Origin of the sequence: Xanthomonas sp. AM6 (genome assembly GCF_025665335.1) — a bacterium.
GTDB lineage: Bacteria > Pseudomonadota > Gammaproteobacteria > Xanthomonadales > Xanthomonadaceae > Xanthomonas_A.
Map to the genome: position 1 here is coordinate 2,945,855 of NZ_CP106869.1, position 22,727 is coordinate 2,968,581.

Here is a 22,727-nt window from a genome sequence, read left to right on the forward strand (position 1 = left end):
AGGCATCGCGTCGCCGCCGGTCAGTGCCGCACCTGGCCCGCGCCGCGCACCACGAAACGCTCCACGGTCAGCGCTTCCAGGCCCATCGGGCCGTAGGCGTGCAGGCGCGTGGTGGAGATGCCGATCTCCGCGCCCAGGCCGAGTTCGCCGCCGTCGGAGAAGCGCGAGGAGGCGTTGACCATCACCACCGCCGCGCGCAGCGCCTGCACGAACGCCTCGGCGTTGGCCGCATCGGCGGTGGCGATGACCTCGGTGTGGTCCGAGCCATAGTGGCGGATGTGCGCGATCGCCGCGTCCAGGTCCGGCACCACGCGGATCGCCAGGATCAGGTCGAGGAATTCGGCGGCGTAGTCGGCGTCGCTGGCCGCGTCGATGTCCGGCAGCAGGTCGCGGCTGGCGTCGTCGCCGCGCAACACCACCCCGCGTTGCTGCAGGGCCTGCGCCGCCAGCGGCAGGAAGCGCGCGGCGACGTCGGCGTGCACCAGCAGCGTCTCCAGCGCATTGCACGCGGACGGGCGCGTGGTCTTGCCGTCCACCAGCAGCTTCACCGCCAGTTCCAGGTCCGCCGAGGCGTCCACGAACAGATGGCACACGCCCTTGTAGTGCTTGATCACCGGCACCCGCGCGTGTTCGGCGACGAAGCGGATCAGGCCCTCGCCGCCGCGCGGGATCGCCAGGTCGACGATGTCGTTGAGCTGCAGCAGTTCCAGCATCGTTTCGCGGCGCAGGTCCTCGACCAGGGTCAGCGCGTCCTCGCCGATCCCGGCCTCGCGCAGCGCGCGCCGCAGCGCGGCGGCGATGGCGGTGTTGGAATGGATCGCCTCCGAGCCGCCGCGCAGGATCACCCCGTTGCCGGCCTTGATGCACAGCGCCGCGGCATCGGCGGTCACGTTCGGGCGCGCCTCGTAGATCATCGCCACCACGCCCAGCGGCACCCGCACCTTCTGCACGCGGATGCCGTTCGGGCGCACGTCGTCGCGGGTGACCTGGCCGACCGGATCGGGCAGCGCCGCGACCTCGCGCAAGGCCGCGGCGACGCCGGCCAGGCGCGTGCCGTCCAGCGCCAGCCGGTCGAGCATGGCGCTGCCGACGTCCTTGGCCCGCGCCGCGTCCAGGTCGCGTGCATTGGCGGCGAGGATCGCCTCCGCGTCCGCCTCCAGCGCCGCCGCCATCGCCTCCAGCAAGGCCTGCTTGGCCGCGGACGACAGCTGCGCCAGCGCCTGCGCGGCGTCGCGGCATTGCAGGGCTTGGGTTCGGATGTTCATTGAGGAGCCGGGATTGGAGATTGGGGATTGGGGATTGGGGATTCGCAAAAGCAGGCATCGGCGGTCGGGAAACACGGGATCGAAACGAATCCCCAATTTCGAATCCCGAATCCCGGCTACACGAGCACCATGTCGTCGCGATGAATCACGTTCTCTCCGTAGTTGTACCCCAGGATCGCCTCGATGTCGCGCGAGTGGCGGCGGGCGATGCGGCGTATGTCGGCGGCCGAGTACTGGCTGACGCCGCGCGCCAGGCAGCGTTCGCCGGCGGCGTCGCGCAGGCGCACTTCGACCATGTCGCCGCGGCGGAAGTCGCCTTCGGCGCCGGCCACGCCGCCGGGCAGCAGCGAGGCGCCCTTGTCGGCCAGTGCGGCAGCGGCGCCGGCGTCGACCAGGATCGCGCCGGGTTCCACCGGGACGTGGCGCAGCCAGTACTTGCGCGCGGCGATGCGGGTGCGCGCGGGGTGGATGCGGGTGCCGCGCAGGCGGTCCTGGGCCAGGCCGCGCACCACCTCGGCGCTGCGGCCGTTGAACAGGTAGGTCTCGATGCCGGCGGCGCCGGCCTTGGCCGCGGCCTCCAGCTTGGTGCGCATGCCGCCGGTGCCGACGCGGCTGCCGCTGCCGCCGGCCATCGCCAGCACCGCCGCGGTCAGTTCCGGCACGTCGTCCAGCGGCTGCGCCTGCGGATCGCTGCGCGGGTCGGCGGTGTACAGGCCGTCGATGTCGGTGGCGATGAACAGCGCATCGGCATCGACCAGCGCGGCGACGATCGCGGCCAGGTTGTCGTTGTCGCCGAGCTTGAGCTCGTCCACCGACACCGTGTCGTTCTCGTTGACCACCGGCAGCGCGCCCAGCCGCAGCAGTTCGCCCAGGGTGGCGCGCGCGTTGAGGTAGCGGCGGCGGTTGCGCAGGTCGTCGTGGGTCAGCAGCACCTGCGCCACCGGGCGCTCGAAGAAGCGCTGCCACAGCGCGATCAGCTGCGCCTGGCCGAGCGCGGCCAGCGCCTGCCGCGCGGCGATCGCCGCGCCGGCCTCGGCGGCGCGCGGCAGGATCGCGCGGCCGGCGGCGACCGCGCCGGAGGACACGATCACCAGTTCGCGCCCGGCCGCCAGGTTGGCCGAGACGAACTGCGCCAGCCCCAGCGCGAAGCGCGGCGACAGCCCGCCGCCGTCGGCGGCCAGCAGGCTGCTGCCGACCTTCAGCACCGCGCGCCGCCACGGCGGCAGGCGCTGTTCGGCGAAGGGCGATACGGGCGGGCGGGTGTCGTTCATGGCGTCGGTCTGCGCGGAGATCAGTGGGCCTGCCAGGCGTGCACGGTCAGCTCGGAAGCGTCCTGCAGCGCCAGCGGATCCTGCGCCACCAGCGCCCGCGCGGCCTCCAGGCTGGCGACGTTCTTCAGCAGGTAGGCGCCGCCGCTGCCATCGGCGAAGCCGCCGGCGAGTTCCAGCAGGTCCTCGGCGCGCAGCCGCGCCAGGAATGCGCGGTGCGGCTCGATCACCGCCGCGGGGAAATCGGGTTTGCGCATCGCCAGCACCAGATACAGCGTGTTCATCGGTCGTCCTCGTGGGTGTGCGTGGCAGCGGGCAGCGCCGGTTCGCGGTCGCCATGGCTATGCGGGGCCGACACCAGCAGAAAACGCAGCTCCGCCGCCGAGGCGTTGCGCATCTGGTGCGCGCAGCCGGGCGGCACGTGCAGCCCCTGGCCGGCGCCGAGCGCATGCTGCCGCCCGTCCAGTTCCAGCACCGCCTGCCCGGCCAGCACGTAGAAGAACTGCCGCGCGTGGCGATGCAGGTGGCGCTGTTCGGCACTGCCTGGCGGCATGCGTTCCTCGATCACGCCCAGGTCGCCGCCGCGCAGCAGATGCCAGCCGTCGCAACCGCTGCCCCAGGAGTAGTGCTCGGCAGTGGCGGTGTCGACGACGCCCATCTCAGGTCAGCGCGTCCCAGCGCGCCTGCAACTGCGCCAGGCGCAGGTCGGCGGCGGCACCGGGCGAGACCCGCGCGGCCAGGCTGCCTTCCGGGGTGCGCCCCTGCCCTGCGCTGTCCGACGCCGCCGCCGCGGCCTGGTAGGCCTCGCGGAACGGCACGCCGGCCAGCGCCGCCTCGACCGCGACGTCGGTGGCGTACATGCCCGAGTCGATCGCCGCACGCAGCCTGTCCTCGCGCCACTCCAGGTTGGCCAGCAGCGCCGGCAGCAGTTCCAGCGCGGCCAGGCCGCGGCCGAAGCCGTGGAAGATCGCGCCCTTGCTGCTCTGCAGGTCGCGGTGATAGCCGGACGGCAGCGACAGCAGCTGCTCGATCTCGGTGCGCGCGGCGGCGACGCTGGCGTGGGTGGCGCGCATCAGTTCGATCACGTCCGGGTTGCGCTTGTTGGGCATGATCGAACTGCCGGTGGTGTACTGCGCCGGCAGCGCGACGAAGCCGAACTCGCCGCTGGTGAACAGCGACAGGTCCCAGGCCAGCCGGCGCAGGTCCAGGGTCGCGCTGCCCAGCGCTTCCAGCGCGGCCATCTCGAACTTGCCGCGCGAGAGCTGCGCGTAGACGGGCGAGACCTGCATGCGCGCGAAGCCGAGCGCGGCGGTGGTGTGTTCGCGGTCGAGTTTCAGATTGACGCCGTAGCCAGCGGCGGTGCCGAGCGGGTTGGCGTCGATCAGGCGCAGCGTGTCGGCGGCGCGGATCGCATCGTCGATGAAGGCCTCGGCCCAGCCGGCCCACCACATCCCGGCCGAGGACACCACGGCGCGCTGGATGTGGGTGTAGCCGGGCAGCGGCAGCGCCTGCTCGGCCTGCGCGCGGTCCAGCGCGACCTTGGCGATCTCGCGGCTGAGCTGCGCCAGTTGCGCCAGCCGCTCCTTCAGCCACAGCCGCGTGGCGACCAGGATCTGGTCGTTGCGGCTGCGCCCGGTGTGGATCTTGCGGCCGGCATCGCCCAGGCGCTCGGTCAGCCGTGCCTCGATCGCCGAATGCCCGTCCTCGAAGCGCTCGTCGAGCACGAACCCGCCGCTGCGGAAATCCTCGGCCAGGACCGCCAGCTCGCGCTGCAGCCCGGCCAGCTCGTCGGCCGACAGGATGCCGATGCGCTGCAGGCCTTCGGCGTGCGCGGCGCTGGCGGCGATGTCGTGCAGGAAGAACTCGCGGTCCAGGATCACGTCGTCGCCGGCCAGGAAGGCCTGGATCTTGGCGTCGACGGCGACGCCGGGTTTTTGCCAGAGGAGGTTGGTCATTTTTTGGAAAATCGGGAATGGGGAATGGGAATCGAAAAACGTCGCCTGCTCTATTTCGACGCGCGTGGCCGACAGAGCGATGTCGACGTGCGCGCGCTTCGCGTCATTGTCCGGAGTTCCGAATCTTTGCGGCAAAGAAGCTCATTGCGGCTGCCCCACCACCGGGATCGAGGCCAGCTCGTCCAAGCCCAGCGCCAGATTGAGATTCTGCATCGCCTGCGTCGCCGCGCCCTTGAGCAGGTTGTCCAGCGTCGCCACGACCACCAGGCGCTTGTTGCCCGGGGCCAGGGTGAAGCCGCCGATCTGCACGCCGTGCCTGCCGGCGATGCGGCTGACCCAGGGCGCTTCGTCGAGCACCTCGACCAGCGGCTCGCCGGCGTAGCGCTCGCGGTAGCGGCGCTGGATCGCGTCCAGTGCCAGCGGTTGCTGCAGCCACAGGTTCACGGTCATGGTGATGCCGCGGAAATGCGGCGCCACGTGCGGCATGAACTCCACCGGCACGCCCAGTTGCGTGGACACTTCGCGCTCGTGCATGTGGTCGGTCAGCGCATACGGCATCAGGTTGTCGCGCAGCAACTCGGGGTTGTTCTTGTCCGACGGCGTGGTGCCGGCGCCGGAATAGCCGGACACGCCGAAGCACTGCGGCGGCCCGGCCAGCTGGTCGAGCAGCGGCGCGATCGCCAGCTGCATCGCGGTGGCGTAGCAGCCGGGATTGCTGATCCGCTTCTGCCCGGCATAGCGGCCGCGGGTCAGTTCCGGCAGGCCGTAGTACCAGCCCGGATCGAAGCGGTAGTCGGCCGACAGATCGACGATCACCGGATCGACCGCGGCCGGATCGGCGGCCGCGGCCGCGTCCAGCGCCGCCACGTAGGGCGCGGCCTTGCCGTTGGGCAGCGCCAGCACCACCGCGTCGGCGCGCTTGGCCGCGACCGCGTCGGCGTCCAGGTTCTCGTAGCGCAGCTCGCCCCGGTAGGCGGCGCTGTGCTCGGCCACGCGCTGGCCGTCCAGCTCGCGCGAGGACACGAAGGCCAGCTGCAACTGCGGATGCGCGGCGACCAGCTTGATCAGTTCGGCGCCGGTATGGCCGCGCGCGCCGACGATGCCGACGGCATGGGTCTTGGAAGTAGTCATGTATGCGAATCCAGGCGGAACTGCAGGTGGCGTTTCACCCCGGCCCATTCCGTATCGATGATGGAGAACACCACCGTGTCGCGCGGGGTGCCGTCGGCGTGGCGCTTGTGGTTGCGCAGCACGCCGTCCTGCTTGGCCCCGAGCCGGGCGATGGCCGCGCGCGAGGTGTGGTTGAACCAGCTGGTCTCGAAACCGACGCTGATGCAGCGCAGGGTCTCGAACGCGTACTGCAGCAGCATGCGCTTGACCTCGGTGTTGACTCCAGTGCGCTGCACCCGCGGCGCGTACCAGGTGTAGCCGATCAGCAGCGTCGGCACCTCGGCGTCCAGCCCGTAGAAACGCGTGCAGCCGACGATCTCGCCGGCCGCGTCGCGCACCACGAACGGCAGTGCCAGGCCTTGCGCCTGCGCCTCCAGCGCGGCGGCCACGTAGCCGTCGACCTGGTCGGCGGACGGCACGCTGGTGTACCACAGCCGTTCCAGGCCGCTGCCGTGCAGGGCGGCGCGCAACGCATCGGCGTGCGCCGCCTGCAACGGTTCCAGCGACGCATGCCGGCCCCGCAGGGTCGGTACCTCGCGCCACAGCGCTGGCAACAGGTCCAGGCGCATCGCGCTCAGCCCAGCAAGGTCGGGGCGCGGGTGGCGCAATGCGCCACGCAGTGCTGGATCTGCTCGAAATCCTCCAGCCCGTACCAGAACACCTTCCACTTCTCCTGCTTGAAGCAGCCGTCGGACTCGGCGTAGTAGAAGATGTTGACCTGGTTGTTGTGGCGCGAGCGCCAGAACAGCTGCGGCGTCTCCTCGCGCATCACGTTCCACACCGCGCGGCCCAGGCCCTCGCCCTGCGCGTCGTCGAGCACCGCGAACTTGTCCAGGTAGGTGTAGCCGTCCTCGTCGGTCAGGATCACCGCGGCGCGGTAGTTCTCGCTGACGTAGGCGCGCAGCAGCCGGGTCTTGTCGAAATAGTCCGGCACCAGGGTGCGGCCGAAGCTGGACTCGATCAGCGAGGTCAGCCGCGGCAGGTCCAGCTCGCTCCACGCGGTGGCGCGCAGCACCTTCTCGCCGCGCCGCACCAGCGTGCCCGAGCCCTTGTGGGTGAACAGCTCCTTGGCCAGATCGGCCGGGCGCGTGATCGACACCGACGACTCCAGCGGCAGCCGGTCCAGCAGGTCCTTGATCTGCTCGATCTTGACCCGCATACCGCCGTTGATCCACGGCTGCTGCATCAGCATGTCGTACTCGGTGGACAGGTTGATCGAATCGATCACCCTGCCCTGCTCGTCGAGCAGCCCGCCGGTGCCGGTGAGGAAGATGATCTTGTACGGCTGCAGTTCCTGCACCAGCTCGTTGGCGGCGAAATCGGCGTTGATGTTGAGGATCTGCCCGCTCGGGGTCTCGCCCAGGCTGGTGATCACCGGGATCGAGCCGGCCTGCAGGCTGGCCTCGATCGGCGCCAGGTTCACCGCCTTGACCTCGCCGACCAGGCCGTAGGTGTCGCGGTCCAGGTACTGCGCCTCGAACACCCCGCCGGTGATCGAGGTGGCGCGCGCGCCGTTCTGCTGCAGCGCCTCGACCAGCTTGAGGTTGGACGCCTGGAACACCTTGCGCACGATCGCCAAGGCTTCCGGCGAGGTCACCCGCAGGCCGTTGACGGTCTGCTTCTCGATCCCGGCCGCCGAAAGTTCCGCGTCCAGCTGCGGGCCGGCGCCGTGCAGCACGATCGGGGTCAGACCCACCTCCTGCAGGAACGACAGCGAGGAGGTCAGCGCCTCCAGGTCGTCGCGCAGCACCGCGCCGCCGACCTTGACCACGGCGAAGCGCTTGGCGTCCAGCTGCGAGAAGCGCTTGAGGTACTGGCTGATCTCCTTGGCGCTGGCCATGCTCGAGAGCAGGCGGACGATGGTCTGGCGGGTTTGCTTGTTGGCGTGCATGGCGGTGATGGCGGTTCCGTGATCCGGGATGGAAGGGCCGTGGCCCCGGCGGCGCGCTCAGCGCGCGCCGTTGATGATGCGGTGCACCGACGTGGCGTAGCGCTGCAGTTGCTCCAGCGTCACGAACTCGTCGGCGGTGTGCGCCTGGGCGATGTCGCCCGGGCCGTAGACCAGGGCGATGTAGCCGCCGGCCGAGAACAGCGAGGCTTCGGTCCAGAAGTCCACCGCATTGCCGATCGGCAGGTGCAATGCATCGGCGACGTCGCGCGCGGCCAGGCGCTTGTCCTCGGCGTGGGCGATGTCGCCGCTGGGCAGGCTCGGCCCGCGGAAGGTCTCCTCGAACTGCGCGGCGGCCGGATCGGCGAGGCCGGCGAAGGTCGCCAGCAGCGCGTCCACGTCCATCGACGGCAGCGGGCGGAAGCCGAAGCGCACTTCGGCCGCCGGCGCGATCATGTTGGCCTTGATGCCGCCTTCGACCCGGCCGATGTTGAAGCGCAAGCCGGTCAGGCCGCCGAAGCGCGCATGCGCCAGCGTCTCGACGTGGTCGAGCGCGCGGGCACCCCAGCGCATCGCCTGGTGCAGCGCGCTGGCCGACGGATCCTGCTTGCCCGACGCGTGCCCGGCGCGGCCGGCGAAGCGCATCAGCACCGAACTGATGCCGCGATGCGCCAGCACCGCCTCGCCCATGGTCGGCTCGGCCACCAGCACCGCTTCGTAGGGAATGGCGCGCGCCAGGAACGCGGCGATGCAGCGCGGATCGTTGGCTTCCTCGTCGCTGGAGAACAGGAACGCGGCATCGCCGTCGCCGGCATTGGCCGCGGCCAGCAGCGCCGCGGCCGCGCCCTTGATGTCGCACACGCCCAGGCCGACCACGCGGTCGTCACTGCGGCGCATGAGGTGCGGATCGGCGGTCCAGTGCGGCGAATCCGGCACCGTGTCCAGGTGCACGTTGAACAGGTACTTGGGCGCGCCGCGCACCGCGTACAGGCTGACCGCCCCGGCGCCGTGGTCGATCACCTCGACCCGGAACCCGGGCAGCTGCGCGCGCAGGTAGTCGAAGATGCCGTCTGTGCCGATCGCACGCGGCGGATTGCGGGTGTCGAAGGACACCAGGGTTTCCAGATGCGCGAGGGTGGAGGGGAGCAGGTCTGTCATGGCGGTCAGGCAGCCGTGGTACTGGTGCGGTAGAGGTCGTGGTGGGCGATTTCCATCAGCGACTGCGGCCGCGTCGGCGCGGCGAAGCCGTGCTGGGCGTACAGCGCATGCGCGTCGGAGGTGGCGAGCATGAAGCGGCGCAGGCCCTGCAGCTGCGGATGCGCCATGATCGCCGCCACCAGCTGCTTGCCGTAGCCGCGGCCACGGTACGCGTCGAGCACGAACACGTCGGCCAGGTAGGCGAAGGTCGCGCCGTCGGTGATCGCCCGCGCGAACGCCACCTGCCCTGCGCCATCGACGTAGCCGCCGAAGCACAGCGAGCCGGCGATCGCCCGCCGCACCGTGTCCAGCGGAATGCCCAGGCACCAGTAGGCCTGTTCGCTGAGGAAGCGATGGATCAGCGGCAGATCCAGTTCCTGCTTGTCGGTGCTGATGCGTAATGCGTGCATGGGTTCCATCACGACAATTCCTTCTCCCGTCGGGGAAGGTGCCCCGACGGGGCGGATGAGGGGACGCCTCGAGAGACATCGAGAAGCGACCAGGACGAGCGCGTCGCCACGCGCCCGGATGGAGAACGATGGGAATGGCCGCTGCGGTGGTTCCCCATGACTGGCGCGTGGCGACGCGTTCGTCATGATCGTCCCGAAGGCTTCCCGCGGCGCCCCCGCCCCTCTCCCGATGGAAGAGGGGCGTTAGACCCTCAGCGATTGACCTGGGCGTACAGCGTGGAGCTCATGCCGAACAGCTTGATGAAGCCTTCGGCCTCGGCCACGCCCCAGTCCGCCGACTGCGCGTAGGTCGCGCCCTTGGCGTTGAGCAGGTGCGGCGACTTCACCGCCACCGCATCGACGCGGCCGCCGCGGGTCTCCAGCGTCACCTCGCCGTTGACCTTGGCCTGCGAGGAATCCAGGAACGCCTCCAGGTCGGTCTTCAGCGGGTCGTGGTAGAAGCCTTCGTACACCAGTTCCACCCACTTGCGCGCCACGTCCGGCTTGAAGCGGTTCTGCTGCTTGGTCAGCACCGCATCCTCCAGCGCGCGGTGCGCGGCCAGCAGCGCGATCAGGCCCGGCGCCTCGAACACGATGCGGCCCTTGAGCCCGATCACGGTGTCGCCGGTGTACATGCCGCGGCCCACGCCGTACGGGGCGAACAGCTTGTTGAGCTTGGCCAGCAGCTTGGCGCCTTCCAGCGGCTTGCCGTCCACCTCCACCGCCTCGCCGTGCTCGAACTTCAGGGTCACCGTCAGCGGCTCGGTCGGCCACGCGCTGCGCGGCGCGCACCAGCCGCGGGTGCCCTCGCCCGGCGCTTCCCAGCGGTCGATCTCGCCGCCGGACATGGTCACGCCGAGCAGGTTCTCGTTGATCGTGTACGCCTTCTGCTTGGCGCGCACGCCGAAGCCGCGCTCTTCCAGGTACTTCTGCTCGTAGGCGCGGGTCTGGGTGTGCTCCTTCTGGATCTCGCGGATCGGCGCCACGATCTCGTAGTCGCCCAGCGCCTTGACCGCCAGGTCGAAGCGCACCTGGTCGTTGCCCATGCCGGTGCAGCCGTGGGCGATGACCTTGGTGCCCAGCTCGTCGGCGCGCTTGAGCGCGGCATCGACGATCAGGTAGCGGTCGGACACCAGCAGCGGGTACTGGCCCTGGTAGCCCTCGCCGGCCCACACGAACGGCTTGACGAAGCCGCTCCAGATCGCCGGGCCGCCGTCGACGGTGACGTGGCTGGCCGCGCCCAGCTCGGCCGCGCGCTTCTCGATGAAGTCGCGCTCCTCGTCGTCCACCCCGCCGGTGTCGGCGAACACGGTGTGCACGGCGTAGCCCTTCTCCTGCAGATAGGGAATGCAGAAGCTGGTGTCCAGGCCGCCGGAGAAGGCCAGGACGATGTCCTTGAGGCCGGGAGTCGGGATTGGGGATTCGGGATTCGTGGAAGCGGTTTGCTGCGACATGGGGGAATCTCTCTGCGGTTGACTAAATTAAGAGCGGGAAGGGAGGTCGCCGTTGCGAATCCCCAATCCCGAATCACGAATCCCGGCGGCCCTGGCCCACCAGGGCCGCCATGATCGCCTTCTGCACGTGCAGCCGGTTCTCGGCCTCGTCGATGGCGATGCAGTTGGGCGAATCCATCACCGCGTCGGTGGCCTTGACGTTGCGGCGCAGCGGCAGGCAGTGCGAGAACACGCCGTTGTTGGTCAGCGCCATCTTGCGCTCGTCGACGATGAAGTGCTGGTACTGGTCGCGGATCGGCTTCTCCGGGCCCCAGTTGCCGAAGAACGGCAGCGCACCCCAGCTCTTGGCGTAGACCACGTCGGCGCCGGCGTAAGCGCTGTCGATGTCGTGGCTGACCTGCAGCGAACCGCCGCTCTCGGCCACGTTCTGCGCCGCCCAGTCCATGTAGCGCTGGTCCAGCACGTAGTCCGGGGTCGGGCACAGCAGGGTCACGTCCATGCCCAGCCGGGTGGCGATGGTCAGCGCCGAATTGGCCACCGCGGTGTTCAGCGGCTTGGGGTGGTAGGTCCAGGTCAGCACGTACTTCTTGCCGCGCAGGTCCTGGGTGCCGAAATGCTCCTGCAGCGCCAGCGCATGCGCCAACTCCTGGCACGGGTGGGTGATGGTCTCCATGTTGATCACCGGCACCGGCGAGTACTTGGCGAAGCTCTTGAGCACCAGGTCCTCGCGGTCCTTGGACCAGTCCACGAACTTCGGGAACGCGCGCACCCCGATCAGGTCGACGTAGCGGCCCAGCACCCGCGCCACCTCGGCGATGTGCTCCTCGGTGTCGCCGTCCATCACCGTGCCCAGCTCGAACTCGATCGGCCAGGCGTCCTTGCCCGGCTGCAGCACCACCGCATGCCCACCCAGCTGGAACGCGCCCAGTTCGAAGCTGGTGCGGGTGCGCATGGACGGGTTGAAGAACACCAGCGCGATCGACTTGCCCTTCAGCTCGCTGCCCAGCCGGTTGCGCTTGAACAGCGCGGCCTGGGTCAACAGCGCATCCAGCTCGGCCCGGCTCCAGTCCTGGGTGTTCAAGAAGTGCTTCAGAGACATCGATCCATCCTTTGCTGCGTGGGGCCACCGGGCGGTGGCGTGCGCGGGACGCGCGGTTGGTTCTTTACGGGTGAAACCTTTCCGGGGCATGAAAACGAAAAAACCCAGCCTCGGGCTGGGTTTTCAGAACGAACGGCACAGCGCTCCGGTTACCCAGCCAGAATGTGGGATTCCGGTCGGCGCGCGCGCGACGTCATGCCCGAGGCCATGCGGGCGGCGCTGAGATCGTGCTGGGGCAGGTTCGCTTTCATCGGCGCGCATCCTCGCACGCGCGCGCCGCAGGCGCAAGCGCGCGCGCTCACCGCGGCGGCACCACGAGCGCATCGGGCACGTACGGCGCCACCGACACGCGGATGCGCAGCCGGTTGCCCGGATCCTCCGGCAGCCGCGAGCGGTACTTGGTGCCCTTGTACACGTACTCCACGTCGTAGGCGATCGGGCGCCGGAACTCGCGGCCGACCTCGACCACCCGGCAGTTGCGCCCGCTCGACGGCGGCGCCGGCGCCGGGGCGGCGGCCGGCGGCGGCGGCTCCTCGTGGCGGCGGCTGAAGATGTCCTTCACCGAGTCCATCAGCCGGTTCAGCCGGCTGTCGTCCTGCTCGGGCTTGGCCGGCGCCGGGGCCGGCGGCGGGGCCGGTGCCGCGTCGCACTGCTGCTCGGTGCGGGTCGCGCGCAGGGTCTGGTAGACCGGCTCCACGTTGAGCACCTGCGCGTAGTCGAGCTTGACGTTCTCGATCACCACCACGCGGTTGCGCGCTTCGTTGTCCTGCGCCCAGCACGGCGCCGCGCCGCATGCGAACAGGCCGACCAGCGGCAACAACAGGTACGGACGCATCGGCACCGGGCTTCGAGGGACAGAAGGAGCAGTGTAGGCATGGCGCCTTGCGTCGGGCTGAACGCAGGCCCACGCCTCGGCGGCGGGCCCGGGGTATCGCGCCCATCCGAGACCGGCGTCGCGTGAGAGGGGCGAGGAAGTGAGAGGGAACGGACCCTCGCCGGCGCGATGGCGCCGCCGGCCGCGCGATGGCGGGCACCACCGCTGGAGCCGCAGGCTGCCGGCCGCTTGGCGCACCTGCCCGGTCGGGCGGCTGCCACGCACGCCGGCCGGCGGCGGCCGGACGCGATGCGCGCTGCCGGGAATGGATGAGACGCCCCGGGCCGCTGCCGGTAGAATCGACCGGCTTCCCCACGCCCGATGCCGATGACCCTGCGCCTGCACAACAACCTGACCCGCCGGGTCGACGCCTTCGAGCCGCTCGATCCGGTCGCCGGCCCCACGCTGTACGTCTGCGGTCCCACCGTCTACAACTACGCGCACATCGGCAACGCACGCGGCCCGGTGGTGTTCGACGTGCTCGCCGCGCTGCTGCGCCGCCGCTACGGCGCGCTGCGCTACGCGCGCAACATCACCGACGTGGACGACAAGATCAATGCCGCCGCGCAGGCGCAGGGCGTGCCGATCGCCACCATCACCGACCGCTTCGCGGCCATCTACCGGCAGGACATGGCCGCACTGGGCGTGACCCCGCCGGACCTGGAGCCGGAGGCCACCGCGCACATCCCGCAGATCGTGGCGATGATCGAGCGGCTGATCGACAGCGGCCATGCCTACGCCGCCGAGGGCCACGTGCTGTTCGCGGTGGCCAGCTTCGCCGGCTACGGCAAGCTGTCGCGGCGCGACCCGGAGGAGATGCTGGCCGGCGCCCGCGTCGAGGTGGCCCCGTACAAGCGCGATGCGGGCGACTTCGTGCTGTGGAAACCGTCCAGCGACGCGCTGCCCGGCTGGGATTCGCCATGGGGCCGCGGCCGCCCCGGCTGGCACATCGAATGCTCGGCGATGGCCGCCGCGCACCTGGGGCCGACCATCGACATCCATGCCGGCGGCGTGGACCTGCAGTTCCCGCACCACGAGAACGAGATCGCGCAGAGCGAATGCGCGCATGGCGGCGCCACCTTCGCCCGGTTCTGGCTGCACAACGGCATGCTCAACTTCGGCGGCGCCAAGATGAGCAAGTCGCTGGGCAACATCGAGACCGTGCACGCGCTGATCGCCAGGCACCCGCCGGAAGCGCTGCGCTACGCGCTGCTCAGCGCGCACTACCGGCAACCGCTGGACTGGTCCGATGCGCTGATCGAGCAGTCGGTGCGCACCCTGGACCGGCTGTACGGGACGCTGCGCGATCTGGACGCGGTCCAGGCCGCCGCATCGATCCCGCAGGCGATCGAGGACGCGCTGGACGACGACCTCAACACGCCGCAGGCGCTGGCCGAACTGTCGCGGATCGCGGCCACGGCGCGGCAACTGCTCGCGCCGGCCGGCGGCCCCGACGCGTCACGCGACGCGCAGTTGGACGCACGGCTGCAGCAGGCCAAGGCCGACCTGCTCGGCGCGGGCCTGGCGTTGGGCCTGCTGCAGCAGGCGCCGGTCGCCTGGTTCAACCGCGGCGCCGACGACGGCGACGATGCGCGCATCCAGGCACTGATCGACGCGCGCGGCGAGGCCAAGAAGAACCGCGATTTCGCGCGCGCCGACGCGATCCGCCAGCAACTCGCCGACGAAGGCGTGGTGCTCGAAGACACTGCACAAGGGGTGCGCTGGAAACGCGGCTGAGCCCTCCCTTCTCCCACCGGGAAAAGGCGTCCCGAAGGGGCGGATGAGGGTACGGACGCGAAGAACTGCAGGCCAAGCGGCTGGCGTCGATGTCTCGCGCGGCTGCGCGCGTACCCTCGCCCCATCCCCTCTCCCGAGGGGAGAGGGGCTTTACCGATTGATCCTGGATTGCGATGACCGATACCGATTTCCCGCTCGAACCCACGCCCGCCGACGCACAGGCCGCCATCGCCGAGGAATTCGGCTTCTTCGGCGACTGGTCCGAGCGCTACCAGTACCTGATCGACCTGGGCCGCAAGCTGCCCGCGTTCCCCGAAGCATGGAAGACCGAAGAACACCGCCTGCACGGCTGCCAGTCGATGGTCTGGATCGTGCCCGAGGGCAATGCGCAGCGCCTGGTGTTCCATGCGATCAGCGATTCGGCGATCGTCTCCGGGCTGATCTACCTGGCGCTGCGGGTCTATTCCGGGCGCAGCGCCGAGCAGATCCTGGCCACCGCGCCGGACTTCGTCGCCGCGATCGGCCTGGGCAAGCACCTGTCGCCGACCCGCAGCAACGGCCTGGCCGCGATCCTGGCGTTCATCCAGGACACCGCACGCGCGCAACAGGCATGAGCGCCCCGCTCCCGCCTGCACAGAGCCTGCGCACGCTGCTGGCGCATCCCGGCTTCGCGCTGGTGCTGGGCTACCGCATCTGCGCGATGCTGTCCTACCAGATCGTCGCGGTCACGGTCGGCTGGCACATCTACGAGATCACCCGCAATCCGTTCTCGCTGGGCTTGATCGGGCTGGCCGAGATCCTGCCGTTCTTCTGCATCGCGCCGTTCGCCGGCTACCTGGTCGACCACCTGCCGCGGCGGCGGCTGGGCATGCTCGCCAGCCTGGGCCTGGTCGCGACCGCTGGCGTGCTGACGGCCCTGACCCGCGGCTGGCTGCCGGTGCACGGGGTGTGGCCGATCTACGCGGCGATCGCGCTGACCGGCGCGGCGCGCGCGTTCCTGTCGCCGGTGTACAACGCGCTGTTCGCGCGCGCGCTGCCGCGCGAGGCCTATGCGCGCGGCGCCAGCATCGGCAGCGTGGTGTTCCAGACCGGCATGGTGATCGGCCCGGCGCTGGGCGGGGTGCTGGTCGGCTGGGGCGGCAAGAGCCTGTCCTACGGCGTGGCGATGGCGGTGGCCGGCGTGGCGATGCTGTCGCTGTTGCTGCTGCGCGTCGCCGAGCCGGTCAACGACGGCCCGCGCGCGCCGATCTTCCGCAGCATCGCCGAGGGCGCGCAGTTCGTGTTCTCCAACCAGATCATGCTCGGCGCGATGGCGCTGGACATGTTCTCGGTGCTGCTCGGCGGCGCGGTGTCGATGCTGCCGGCCTTCATCCACGACATCCTGCACTACGGCCCGGAAGGCCTGGGCATCCTGCGCGGCGCGCCGGCGCTGGGCTCGGTGCTGGTCGGGCTGTGGCTGGCGCGGCGCCCGCTGCAGCGCAACGCCGGGCGGGCGCTGCTGCTGGCGGTGACCGGCTTCGGCCTGTGCACGATCGCCTTCGGCCTGTCGCGGCATTTCTGGCTGTCGGCGGCGATCCTGCTGGCCTACGGCATGTGCGACGGCGTCTCGGTGATCGTGCGCTCGACCATCCTGCAGCTGGCCACGCCGGACGCGATGCGCGGCCGCGTGTCCTCGATCAGCGGCATCTTCATCGGCTCGTCGAACGAGCTGGGCGCGTTCTACGACGGGGTCATGGCGCGATGGGTCGGCCTGGTGCCGGCGGTGGTGATCGGCGGCTGCGTGACCCTGGGCGTGGTCGCCACCACCGCCTGGAAGGCGCCGAAGCTGCGCAAGCTGGACCTGCGCGAGCTGCAGTGAGGGGTCGCTGGCGGCGCGCCGCTCAGCGTGCCGCCGCAGCGTCCAGGCGCTCGTCGGCATCCCACGCCGCAGCGCAGCCGGGCGCGTTCGCCGGCTGCGTCAGCCCGCCCTGCCCGGCCAGGAACCGGCAGGTCGCCGCGAACACCGCCGGCACCGCCCTGGAGCGGATCGGCGAAGCCAGCACGTGGTTGCCCGCATCCGGGAAATCCACCGCCTGGCGCGGCGCCGGCGGCGTGCCCAACTGCGCGAACATCGCCTGCATGGCTGCCACCGACACCGTCGCGTCCTGGCGCTGCGCGTCGCGATAGTAGTAGCCGAGGAACACCGGCACGCGGATCCGCGCATAGGTCGCCGGCAGCATGCCGCCGCGGGTCAGCGCGGCCAGCGCGCGGTAGCCGTCCACGTGCGCGGCGTCGGCCCAGTAGCCGCTCTCGACCGGGTAGCGCATCACCGGGTCGCCACCGTTGCGCAGCCACTGCAGCAGCTGCAGGCCCCATGGCCACAGCAGCGGCTGCAGCTGCTCGTCGCGCTCGCGCACCAGCGGCGACCACAGCACCAGCGCCTGCACCTGCTGCGGATGCGTGGCCACGGTCTGCACTGCCAGCGCGCCGCCCATCGAATTGCCGATCACCACCACCCGCCGGCCCAGCACCCGCGCCACCGCCAGCGCCTCGGCCGCGCCGCCGAGCAGGCGCGGCGCGTCGACGCCGCGCAGGGCGTCGGCGGCGACCAGGCCATGCCCCGGCAAGCGCGGCAAATACAGGTTGCAGCCGAAGCTGCGCGCCAGGCGCGCATGCGTGGGCGCGCCCTCGCCCTGGCTGGCGGTGAAGCCGTGCAGGTAGACCATGGCGCAATCGCGTTGCCCCGGATGCGCCGGGTCGGCCCAGACGATGCGCGCCTGGTTGTCCTTGCGCAGGCCCGGGGTGGCCCGCTCGCGGGCGTCCAGCCAGGCCTGCAGCGCAACAGGATCCTGCGGCACGGCCGGCAGCGCGATCTGCGGCAGCGCCGGGCTGACCCGCGGGCCGAGCGCTGCCACCGCCAGCAACACCAGCACGATCGGCAGCGCCCAGCGCAAGCGACGCCATGCGCCGGTGCGGCGTGCGCGGGACCGCGCCAGGCCGGGCGTGGAGGACATCGCCGTCATGCGCGGGCCTGCGCCACACGCGGCGCCGGTACGGCCGGCGCGGCGCCATTCCCGCTACCGACACCGCCCGCGCCACGGTACGGCGATGCGACGCCAGACCGGGACGTGGACGCCGGCGCGCGCGGCAGGCAGGAAAGGCGGTACGGAAGCATCCGGAAGCGGCAGTCGCGTGGCCGACCGCCACGCGCCCCAGTCTGCGGCGGCGCCATGACAGGTGCATTTAAGGCGCAACCGCTCTCAAACGCGCCGCGCCATGCCAGTCCTCGATCCCGCACGTAGCGGAACGACAGCCGCGACTACGCCCCGGTTCGCCTCTGCCCGATCGGACCTGAAACCTTGGTCCTGGCGCCGGCCGGCATCATCGAGCCCGACATCGCCGACAGCAAACAGGCCTGGGCACGTTCGCCTTGCCGGTGCCGCCTGGGCAAGGGCGCCGGCACCAGCCTGGTCGGCGGCGTGCGTCGAACGCCCGTGCGCTGCGCATGCCAGCGCCGAAACGCACCCTCGGCCCAGCCGGGTCCGCACCTTTCGGCGAAATCGCGGCAGCGACGCCATCGCCGCATAGAACGAAAAAGCCCCGCACGTGGCGGGGCTCTTCGTCCGGGCGGCGACGGCCGCGCGCGGCGGATCAGTCGCCCTGCTGCTTCTGCAGGTGTTCCCAGCGCTCCTGCGCATCGATGGTGCGCTCGGCGGTCAGGCGCGCTTCCAGGCGCTCCAGGCCGATTTCTTCGCCGGTATCCACGCAGTAGCCGTAGTCGCCGGCATCCAGGCGCTTGAGCGTGCTGTCGATCTTGCCGATCAGCTTGCGGTAGCGGTCGCGGGTGCGCAGTTCCAGCGAGTTCTCGGTCTCGCGGGTGGCGCGCTCGGCCTCGTCGCCGATGTCGCGGACCTCGTCGCGCAGGTTCTCGATGGTCTGCTTGGACTCCTCGACCAGGTCGGCGCGCCAGTTGAGCAGGCGCTGGCGGAAGTACTCCTGCTGCAGCGTGCTCATGTACTCCTCGTCGCTGGCCGGCTTGTAGCCCTTGGGCAGGATCGGGCGGCCGGTCGCTTCGTCGGTCTTGTACTCGACCACACGGTACTTGGCCGGCTTGGCGGGCGTGTTGGACTTGGCGGTCACGGCGACGGCGACCTTGCCGGTCGGCTTGGCGATCGGCGCCTTGGGGGTGGATTCGGATTTGGTGGGGGTTTTCGCGGAGGATTTCGAAACGGACACGGGATTCTTATGTGGCGGGGCCGAGGGCGCGGCAGGCTTGGCGGCGACCGGCTTGGAAACCGGGGCTGCGGCGGGCGTGACGGCCTTGGCCGGGACAGACTTGGCCGGCGCCGGCTTGGCAGCCGGCTTCGGTACGGGTTTGGGCACCGCCGGGGCGACCGGGGCGGTGGCCGACTTCGGCTTTGCGGCGGGCGTGGCCTGCTTCGCCGCCGACGGAGCCGACTTTGCTGCGGGCGCGGCCTGCTTCGGCGCGGCGCCGGGTTTGGCCGCGCTCTTGGCTGGCTTGGCGGCCGGCTTGGCCTGGGCCTTCTTGGCGGGCGCGGCGGCCGGCTTGGGCGCCGGCTTCTTCGCTACCGCCTTGGCCGGTGCCTTCTTCGCCGGCGCAGGCTTGGCTGCCGGCTTGGCCACCGGTTTCTTCAGCGGCTTGGCAGCAGCGGACGCCGTCGCCTTCTTGGCAACGGGAGGGACGGGCTTCTTGGCGGCCTTGACGGCCTTCTTTGCAGGTTTTTTAGCAGCCACGAATCGCTCTTCCTTGGTTTCCCCGGGGCCCGGGAAAGCGGGCCTTTATAGCCTACCCGCCCCCCAGCGGCAACCACGCGGCGTACACGCCGGTGAACGGCGGCGCGTCGCCCAACTGGCATATCATGGCCGGGTGATCGCCCGCGCTCTCATCGCCTTGCTGCGCCTGTACCAGCGCTTCATCAGCCCCCTGCTGGGTCCGCGCTGCCGTTTCGTGCCCAGTTGCTCGGCCTACGCGGTCACCGCCCTCGCCCGCTACGGCGCGCTGCGCGGGGGCTGGATGGCCGCCCGCCGCGTCGGCCGCTGCCACCCCTTCCATCCCGGCGGGTTCGACCCGGTGCCCGATCCCGCGGCGCCGCCGGCCTGCCGCTGCCCAGGAAAACACTGAATGTCCTCCTCCACGCTCATCGTCAACGCCCGCCTGGTCAACGAAGGCCGCGAAACCCAGGGCGACCTGCGCATCGCCGACGGCCGCATCGCCGCGATCGCCCCGCAACTGGCCGCCCGCGACGGCGAGACCGTGGTCGACGCCGCCGGGCGCTGGCTGCTGCCCGGCATGATCGACGACCAGGTGCACTTCCGCGAACCCGGCCTGACCCACAAGGGCGACATCGCCAGCGAATCGGCGGCCGCGGTGGCCGGCGGCCTGACCAGCTTCATGGACATGCCCAACACCAATCCGCCGACGCTGGACGCGGCCGCGCTGCAGGCCAAGTACGACGCCGCCGGCGGCCGCGCCTGGGGCAACTACGGTTTCTACATGGGCGCCAGCAACGACAACCTGGCCGCGATCCAGACCCTGGACCCGAAGACCGCGCCCGGGATCAAGGTGTTCATGGGCGCCTCCACCGGCAACATGCTGGTCGACAACCCGCACACCCTGGATGCGATCTTCCGCGATGCGCCGACCCCGATCATCACCCACTGCGAAGACACCCCGACCATCGACGCCACGCTGGCCGCGTTCAAGGAAAAATACGGCGAGGCGCTGACGCCGGAGATGCACCCGGACATCCGTTCGCGCGAGGCCTGCCTGAAGTCGTCGCAGCTGGCGGTGTCGCTGGCGAAGAAGCACGGCACCCGCCTGCACGTGCTGCACATCTCCACCGCCGACGAACTGGCGCTGTTCGCGCCCGGCCCGATCCAGGGCAAGCGCATCACCGCCGAGACCTGCATCCACTTCCTGCGCTTCGACCGCGCCGACTACGCCACGCTGGGCAACCTGATCAAGTGCAACCCGGCGATCAAGGACGCCAGCGACCGCGAGGCGCTGATCCGCGCGCTGGCCGAGGACGTGATCGACGTGCTCGCCACCGACCACGCGCCGCACACCTGGGAAGAGAAGAGCAAGCCGTACGCGCAGGCGCCGTCGGGGCTGCCGCTGGTGCAGTACGCGCTGGTCGCGGCGCTGGAGCTGGTGCACGAGGGCCGGCTGAGCGTGGCCCAGGTGGTGCACAAGTTCGCGCACGCGCCGGCGCTGCTGTTCGACGTGCACGAGCGCGGCTTCCTGCGCGAGGGCTACCACGCCGACCTGGTGCTGATCGACGACACCTCCTTCACCGTGCGCCGCGAGGACATCCTGTCCAAGTGCGGCTGGTCGCCGTTCGAGGGCCGCAGCTTCCGCTCGAAGATCGCCGCGACCTGGGTCAACGGCACGCTGGCCTGGGACGGCACCCGCCTGGTCGGCAGTCCGAACGGGCAACGCCTGGCGTTCGACCGCTGATGCGGCGCGCATGGTTGCCGGGCGCCGCGCTGGCGCTCGGCCTGCTGGCGTCGGCCGTGGCGATGCCGCCGCTCCAGGCGCAGGCGGGACCCGCCGCCAGCGCCGACACGCGCAGCGTGTTCCCCGCCAGCGCCTCGCAGGGCGCGCTGGTGGTCGGCAAGGTGCCGCCCGGCAGCCGCGTGCAATACGCCGGGCGCACGCTGCGGGTCAGCGGCTACGGCAGCGTGGTGTTCGGCATCGGCCGCGACGAACGCGGTCCGCTGCGGATCCTGGTACAGCGCGCCGATGGCGGCAGCGAGAGCATCGACATCGCGGTGACCCCGCGCGACTGGCCGCTCGAACGCGTCAACGGCGTGCCGCCGAAGACGGTCAACCCGCCGCCGGCGATCGCCGAGCGGATCAAGCGCGAACAGGCCCAGGTCGTCGCCGCGCGCGACCGCGACGACGACCGCCCCGACTTCGCCGCGCCCTTCATCTGGCCGGTGCAGGGCCGCATCAGCGGCCGCTTCGGCAACGCCCGCGTCTACAACGGGCAGCCGGGCGCCGGCCACTCCGGCATGGACATCGCCGTGCCCACCGGCACCCCGGTCAAGGCGCCCGCGGCGGGCGTGGTCACCTTCGCCGCGCCGGACCTGTACCTGACCGGCGGCACCGTGCTGCTCGACCACGGCTACGGCGTCAGCTCCAACTTCCTGCACCTGTCGCGGATCGACGTGAAGGTCGGCGACCGCATCGCCCAGGGCCAGGTGATCGGCGCGGTCGGCGCCACCGGCCGCGCGACCGGGCCACACCTGCACTGGGGGATGAACTGGTTCGACGTGCGCATCGACCCGCTGCTGATGCTGGAGCGCACGAAGTAACTGGTTGTGCTTTTTGTGGGAGCGACTTCAGTCGCGACGGGCGTTACCGGGAGAGCCTGTCGCGACTGAAGTCGCTCCTGCATAAGGCGCTTTGGTCGCGGCTTCCGTCTGATCAAAAAGCCACAAGGCCAGGGCGCTCTCCACTGCAGCAATTGGCTCGATGCAATGTGCGCGGCGGTGACCGGATACAGCGGCGTACCCGTGCGGGTGGGGTGCGGCGACGGCATTGCGCTTGCGCAGGTGCCTGCACGCACGCGCCAGCGCCGCCGCATCCCAACACCGCTCAACGCCCGGGGCAGCGCACCGCAAGCACCCACAGCGTCGCCATCGCACTTGGCCCTTATGCACCGCGCGCGCCTGTAGCGCTGTCCGCGCGCCAGTGCGACTCAAGGCCACTGCGCCTCGTCGCCATCACGCAGCGAGCACCCGCCCGGACCTGGCGAACATCAGGCCGCGCGCACTGCATGTATATTGCACGCACTCCCGCACGAGACCTCGCCAGTGCCGAAGAAAGCCGCCACGTCGCCCACCGATCGCGAGATCCAGATGCTGCATGGCGCGCTGGTCGACCTGGTCGGCGTGATCAATCGGCCGCAAGGCGATGCGGCGATGGTCGAAGAAGCCGGCATTTCCCTGGACAGCGCGCTGTTCCCGCTGCTGGTGGGCATCGCCCGTTTCGGCCCGATCGGCGTGGTGGAGCTGGCCGAGCGTTTCGGACGCGACTACACCACTGTCAGCCGCCAGGTGGCGAAGCTGCAGAAGCTCAAGCTCATCACCCGGCGCGCGGCACCGGCCGATGCGCGCGTCAACGAGGCGTCGGTCACCGACAAGGGCCGGACGATGGTCGATGCGATCGATGCGGCACGCAAGCGCATCGTCACCGCGATGCTCGCCGACTGGAACGAACAGGACGTGCAGCGGCTGACGCTGCTGTTGCGGCGGCTGGCCGACAGCGCGTTGCTGTGGGAAGGGACCCTCCCCCGCAGCCGCGCGGCGTAGATCCAATGCTTGCCGCGTCCGCGCGCGCGGACGCTGGCGATGCGGTGATCGTCCG

The 22,727-nt window shown here is 70.7% G+C and carries 22 protein-coding genes; 7 read left to right on the plus strand and 15 right to left on the minus strand.

Annotation, left to right across the window (positions count from 1 at the left end):
* Positions 1-20 precede the first annotated feature (20 nt).
* The 13 genes from OCJ37_RS12405 to OCJ37_RS12465 form a co-directional block, all read right to left on the minus strand.
* Positions 21-1,265 (minus strand): glutamate-5-semialdehyde dehydrogenase, encoded by a 1,245-nt coding sequence (locus OCJ37_RS12405; RefSeq protein WP_263109753.1) that lies wholly within the window; start codon positions 1,263-1,265, stop codon positions 21-23.
* Between the two features lie 116 nt (positions 1,266-1,381).
* Positions 1,382-2,536 (minus strand): glutamate 5-kinase, encoded by a 1,155-nt coding sequence (gene proB, locus OCJ37_RS12410; RefSeq protein ID WP_263109754.1) that lies wholly within the window; start codon positions 2,534-2,536, stop codon positions 1,382-1,384.
* Between the two features lie 20 nt (positions 2,537-2,556).
* Positions 2,557-2,817, minus strand: a complete 261-nt coding sequence (locus OCJ37_RS12415) for a YciI family protein (RefSeq protein WP_263109755.1) — start codon at positions 2,815-2,817, stop codon at positions 2,557-2,559.
* Complete coding sequence (locus OCJ37_RS12420) at positions 2,814-3,191, minus strand: cupin domain-containing protein (RefSeq protein ID WP_263109756.1); 378 nt, start codon at positions 3,189-3,191, stop codon at positions 2,814-2,816. Before OCJ37_RS12420 ends, OCJ37_RS12415 begins: the two co-directional genes overlap by 4 nt.
* Position 3,192: 1 nt before the next feature.
* Positions 3,193-4,488 carry an argininosuccinate lyase gene (gene argH / locus OCJ37_RS12425; protein ID WP_263109757.1) on the minus strand — a complete coding sequence of 432 codons (1,296 nt, stop codon included), beginning with the start codon at positions 4,486-4,488 and terminating at the stop codon, positions 3,193-3,195.
* 141 nt (positions 4,489-4,629) lie between these two features.
* A complete protein-coding gene (gene argC, locus OCJ37_RS12430) occupies positions 4,630-5,619 on the minus strand; it encodes an N-acetyl-gamma-glutamyl-phosphate reductase (protein WP_263109758.1) in 990 nt (329 codons plus the stop codon).
* Positions 5,616-6,227 (minus strand): GNAT family N-acetyltransferase, encoded by a 612-nt coding sequence (locus tag OCJ37_RS12435; protein ID WP_263109760.1) that lies wholly within the window; start codon positions 6,225-6,227, stop codon positions 5,616-5,618. Before OCJ37_RS12435 ends, argC begins: the two co-directional genes overlap by 4 nt.
* A gap of 5 nt (positions 6,228-6,232) precedes the next feature.
* Complete coding sequence (locus OCJ37_RS12440) at positions 6,233-7,549, minus strand: acetylglutamate kinase (RefSeq protein WP_263109761.1); 1,317 nt, start codon at positions 7,547-7,549, stop codon at positions 6,233-6,235.
* Positions 7,550-7,606: 57 nt separating this feature from the next.
* Positions 7,607-8,704: an acetylornithine deacetylase gene (locus OCJ37_RS12445; protein WP_263109762.1), complete on the minus strand. Its 1,098-nt coding sequence runs from the start codon at positions 8,702-8,704 to the stop codon at positions 7,607-7,609.
* A 5-nt stretch (positions 8,705-8,709) separates the two neighbouring features.
* Positions 8,710-9,162 (minus strand): GNAT family N-acetyltransferase, encoded by a 453-nt coding sequence (locus OCJ37_RS12450; RefSeq protein ID WP_263109763.1) that lies wholly within the window; start codon positions 9,160-9,162, stop codon positions 8,710-8,712.
* A gap of 242 nt (positions 9,163-9,404) precedes the next feature.
* A complete protein-coding gene (locus OCJ37_RS12455) occupies positions 9,405-10,646 on the minus strand; it encodes an argininosuccinate synthase (RefSeq protein ID WP_263109764.1) in 1,242 nt (413 codons plus the stop codon).
* 73 nt (positions 10,647-10,719) lie between these two features.
* Positions 10,720-11,745 (minus strand): N-acetylornithine carbamoyltransferase, encoded by a 1,026-nt coding sequence (locus OCJ37_RS12460; protein WP_263109765.1) that lies wholly within the window; start codon positions 11,743-11,745, stop codon positions 10,720-10,722.
* A 298-nt stretch (positions 11,746-12,043) separates the two neighbouring features.
* Complete coding sequence (locus OCJ37_RS12465) at positions 12,044-12,580, minus strand: hypothetical protein (protein WP_263113678.1); 537 nt, start codon at positions 12,578-12,580, stop codon at positions 12,044-12,046.
* A gap of 366 nt (positions 12,581-12,946) precedes the next feature.
* Here OCJ37_RS12465 and cysS point away from each other — a divergent pair, with 366 nt between their 5' ends.
* From cysS to OCJ37_RS12480, 3 genes are all read left to right on the plus strand, one after another.
* Complete coding sequence (gene cysS / locus OCJ37_RS12470; protein ID WP_263109766.1) at positions 12,947-14,356, plus strand: cysteine--tRNA ligase; 1,410 nt, start codon at positions 12,947-12,949, stop codon at positions 14,354-14,356.
* A gap of 173 nt (positions 14,357-14,529) precedes the next feature.
* Positions 14,530-14,970 (plus strand): SufE family protein, encoded by a 441-nt coding sequence (locus tag OCJ37_RS12475; protein ID WP_263109767.1) that lies wholly within the window; start codon positions 14,530-14,532, stop codon positions 14,968-14,970.
* Positions 14,967-16,214: an MFS transporter gene (locus OCJ37_RS12480; RefSeq protein ID WP_263109768.1), complete on the plus strand. Its 1,248-nt coding sequence runs from the start codon at positions 14,967-14,969 to the stop codon at positions 16,212-16,214. The genes OCJ37_RS12475 and OCJ37_RS12480 overlap by 4 nt, the downstream gene beginning before the upstream one ends.
* A gap of 22 nt (positions 16,215-16,236) precedes the next feature.
* Here OCJ37_RS12480 and OCJ37_RS12485 read toward each other — a convergent pair whose 3' ends face one another.
* Both OCJ37_RS12485 and dksA read right to left on the minus strand, forming a co-directional pair.
* A complete protein-coding gene (locus OCJ37_RS12485; RefSeq protein WP_263109769.1) occupies positions 16,237-17,349 on the minus strand; it encodes an alpha/beta hydrolase in 1,113 nt (370 codons plus the stop codon).
* Positions 17,350-17,986: 637 nt separating this feature from the next.
* Positions 17,987-19,090 carry an RNA polymerase-binding protein DksA gene (gene dksA / locus OCJ37_RS12490; protein ID WP_263109770.1) on the minus strand — a complete coding sequence of 368 codons (1,104 nt, stop codon included), beginning with the start codon at positions 19,088-19,090 and terminating at the stop codon, positions 17,987-17,989.
* A 115-nt stretch (positions 19,091-19,205) separates the two neighbouring features.
* Here dksA and yidD point away from each other — a divergent pair, with 115 nt between their 5' ends.
* The 4 genes from yidD (at position 19,206) to OCJ37_RS12510 (ending at position 22,672) form a co-directional block, all read left to right on the plus strand.
* The gene (gene yidD, locus OCJ37_RS12495) at positions 19,206-19,478 is read left to right on the plus strand and encodes a membrane protein insertion efficiency factor YidD (RefSeq protein WP_263113679.1); all 273 of its coding nucleotides are present in this window, start codon (positions 19,206-19,208) and stop codon (positions 19,476-19,478) included.
* Positions 19,479-20,813: a dihydroorotase gene (locus tag OCJ37_RS12500; RefSeq protein WP_263109771.1), complete on the plus strand. Its 1,335-nt coding sequence runs from the start codon at positions 19,479-19,481 to the stop codon at positions 20,811-20,813.
* A complete protein-coding gene (locus tag OCJ37_RS12505) occupies positions 20,813-21,673 on the plus strand; it encodes a M23 family metallopeptidase (RefSeq protein WP_263109772.1) in 861 nt (286 codons plus the stop codon). Before OCJ37_RS12500 ends, OCJ37_RS12505 begins: the two co-directional genes overlap by 1 nt.
* A gap of 501 nt (positions 21,674-22,174) precedes the next feature.
* A complete protein-coding gene (locus OCJ37_RS12510; RefSeq protein WP_263109773.1) occupies positions 22,175-22,672 on the plus strand; it encodes a MarR family winged helix-turn-helix transcriptional regulator in 498 nt (165 codons plus the stop codon).
* The last annotated feature ends 55 nt before the right edge of the window (positions 22,673-22,727 follow it).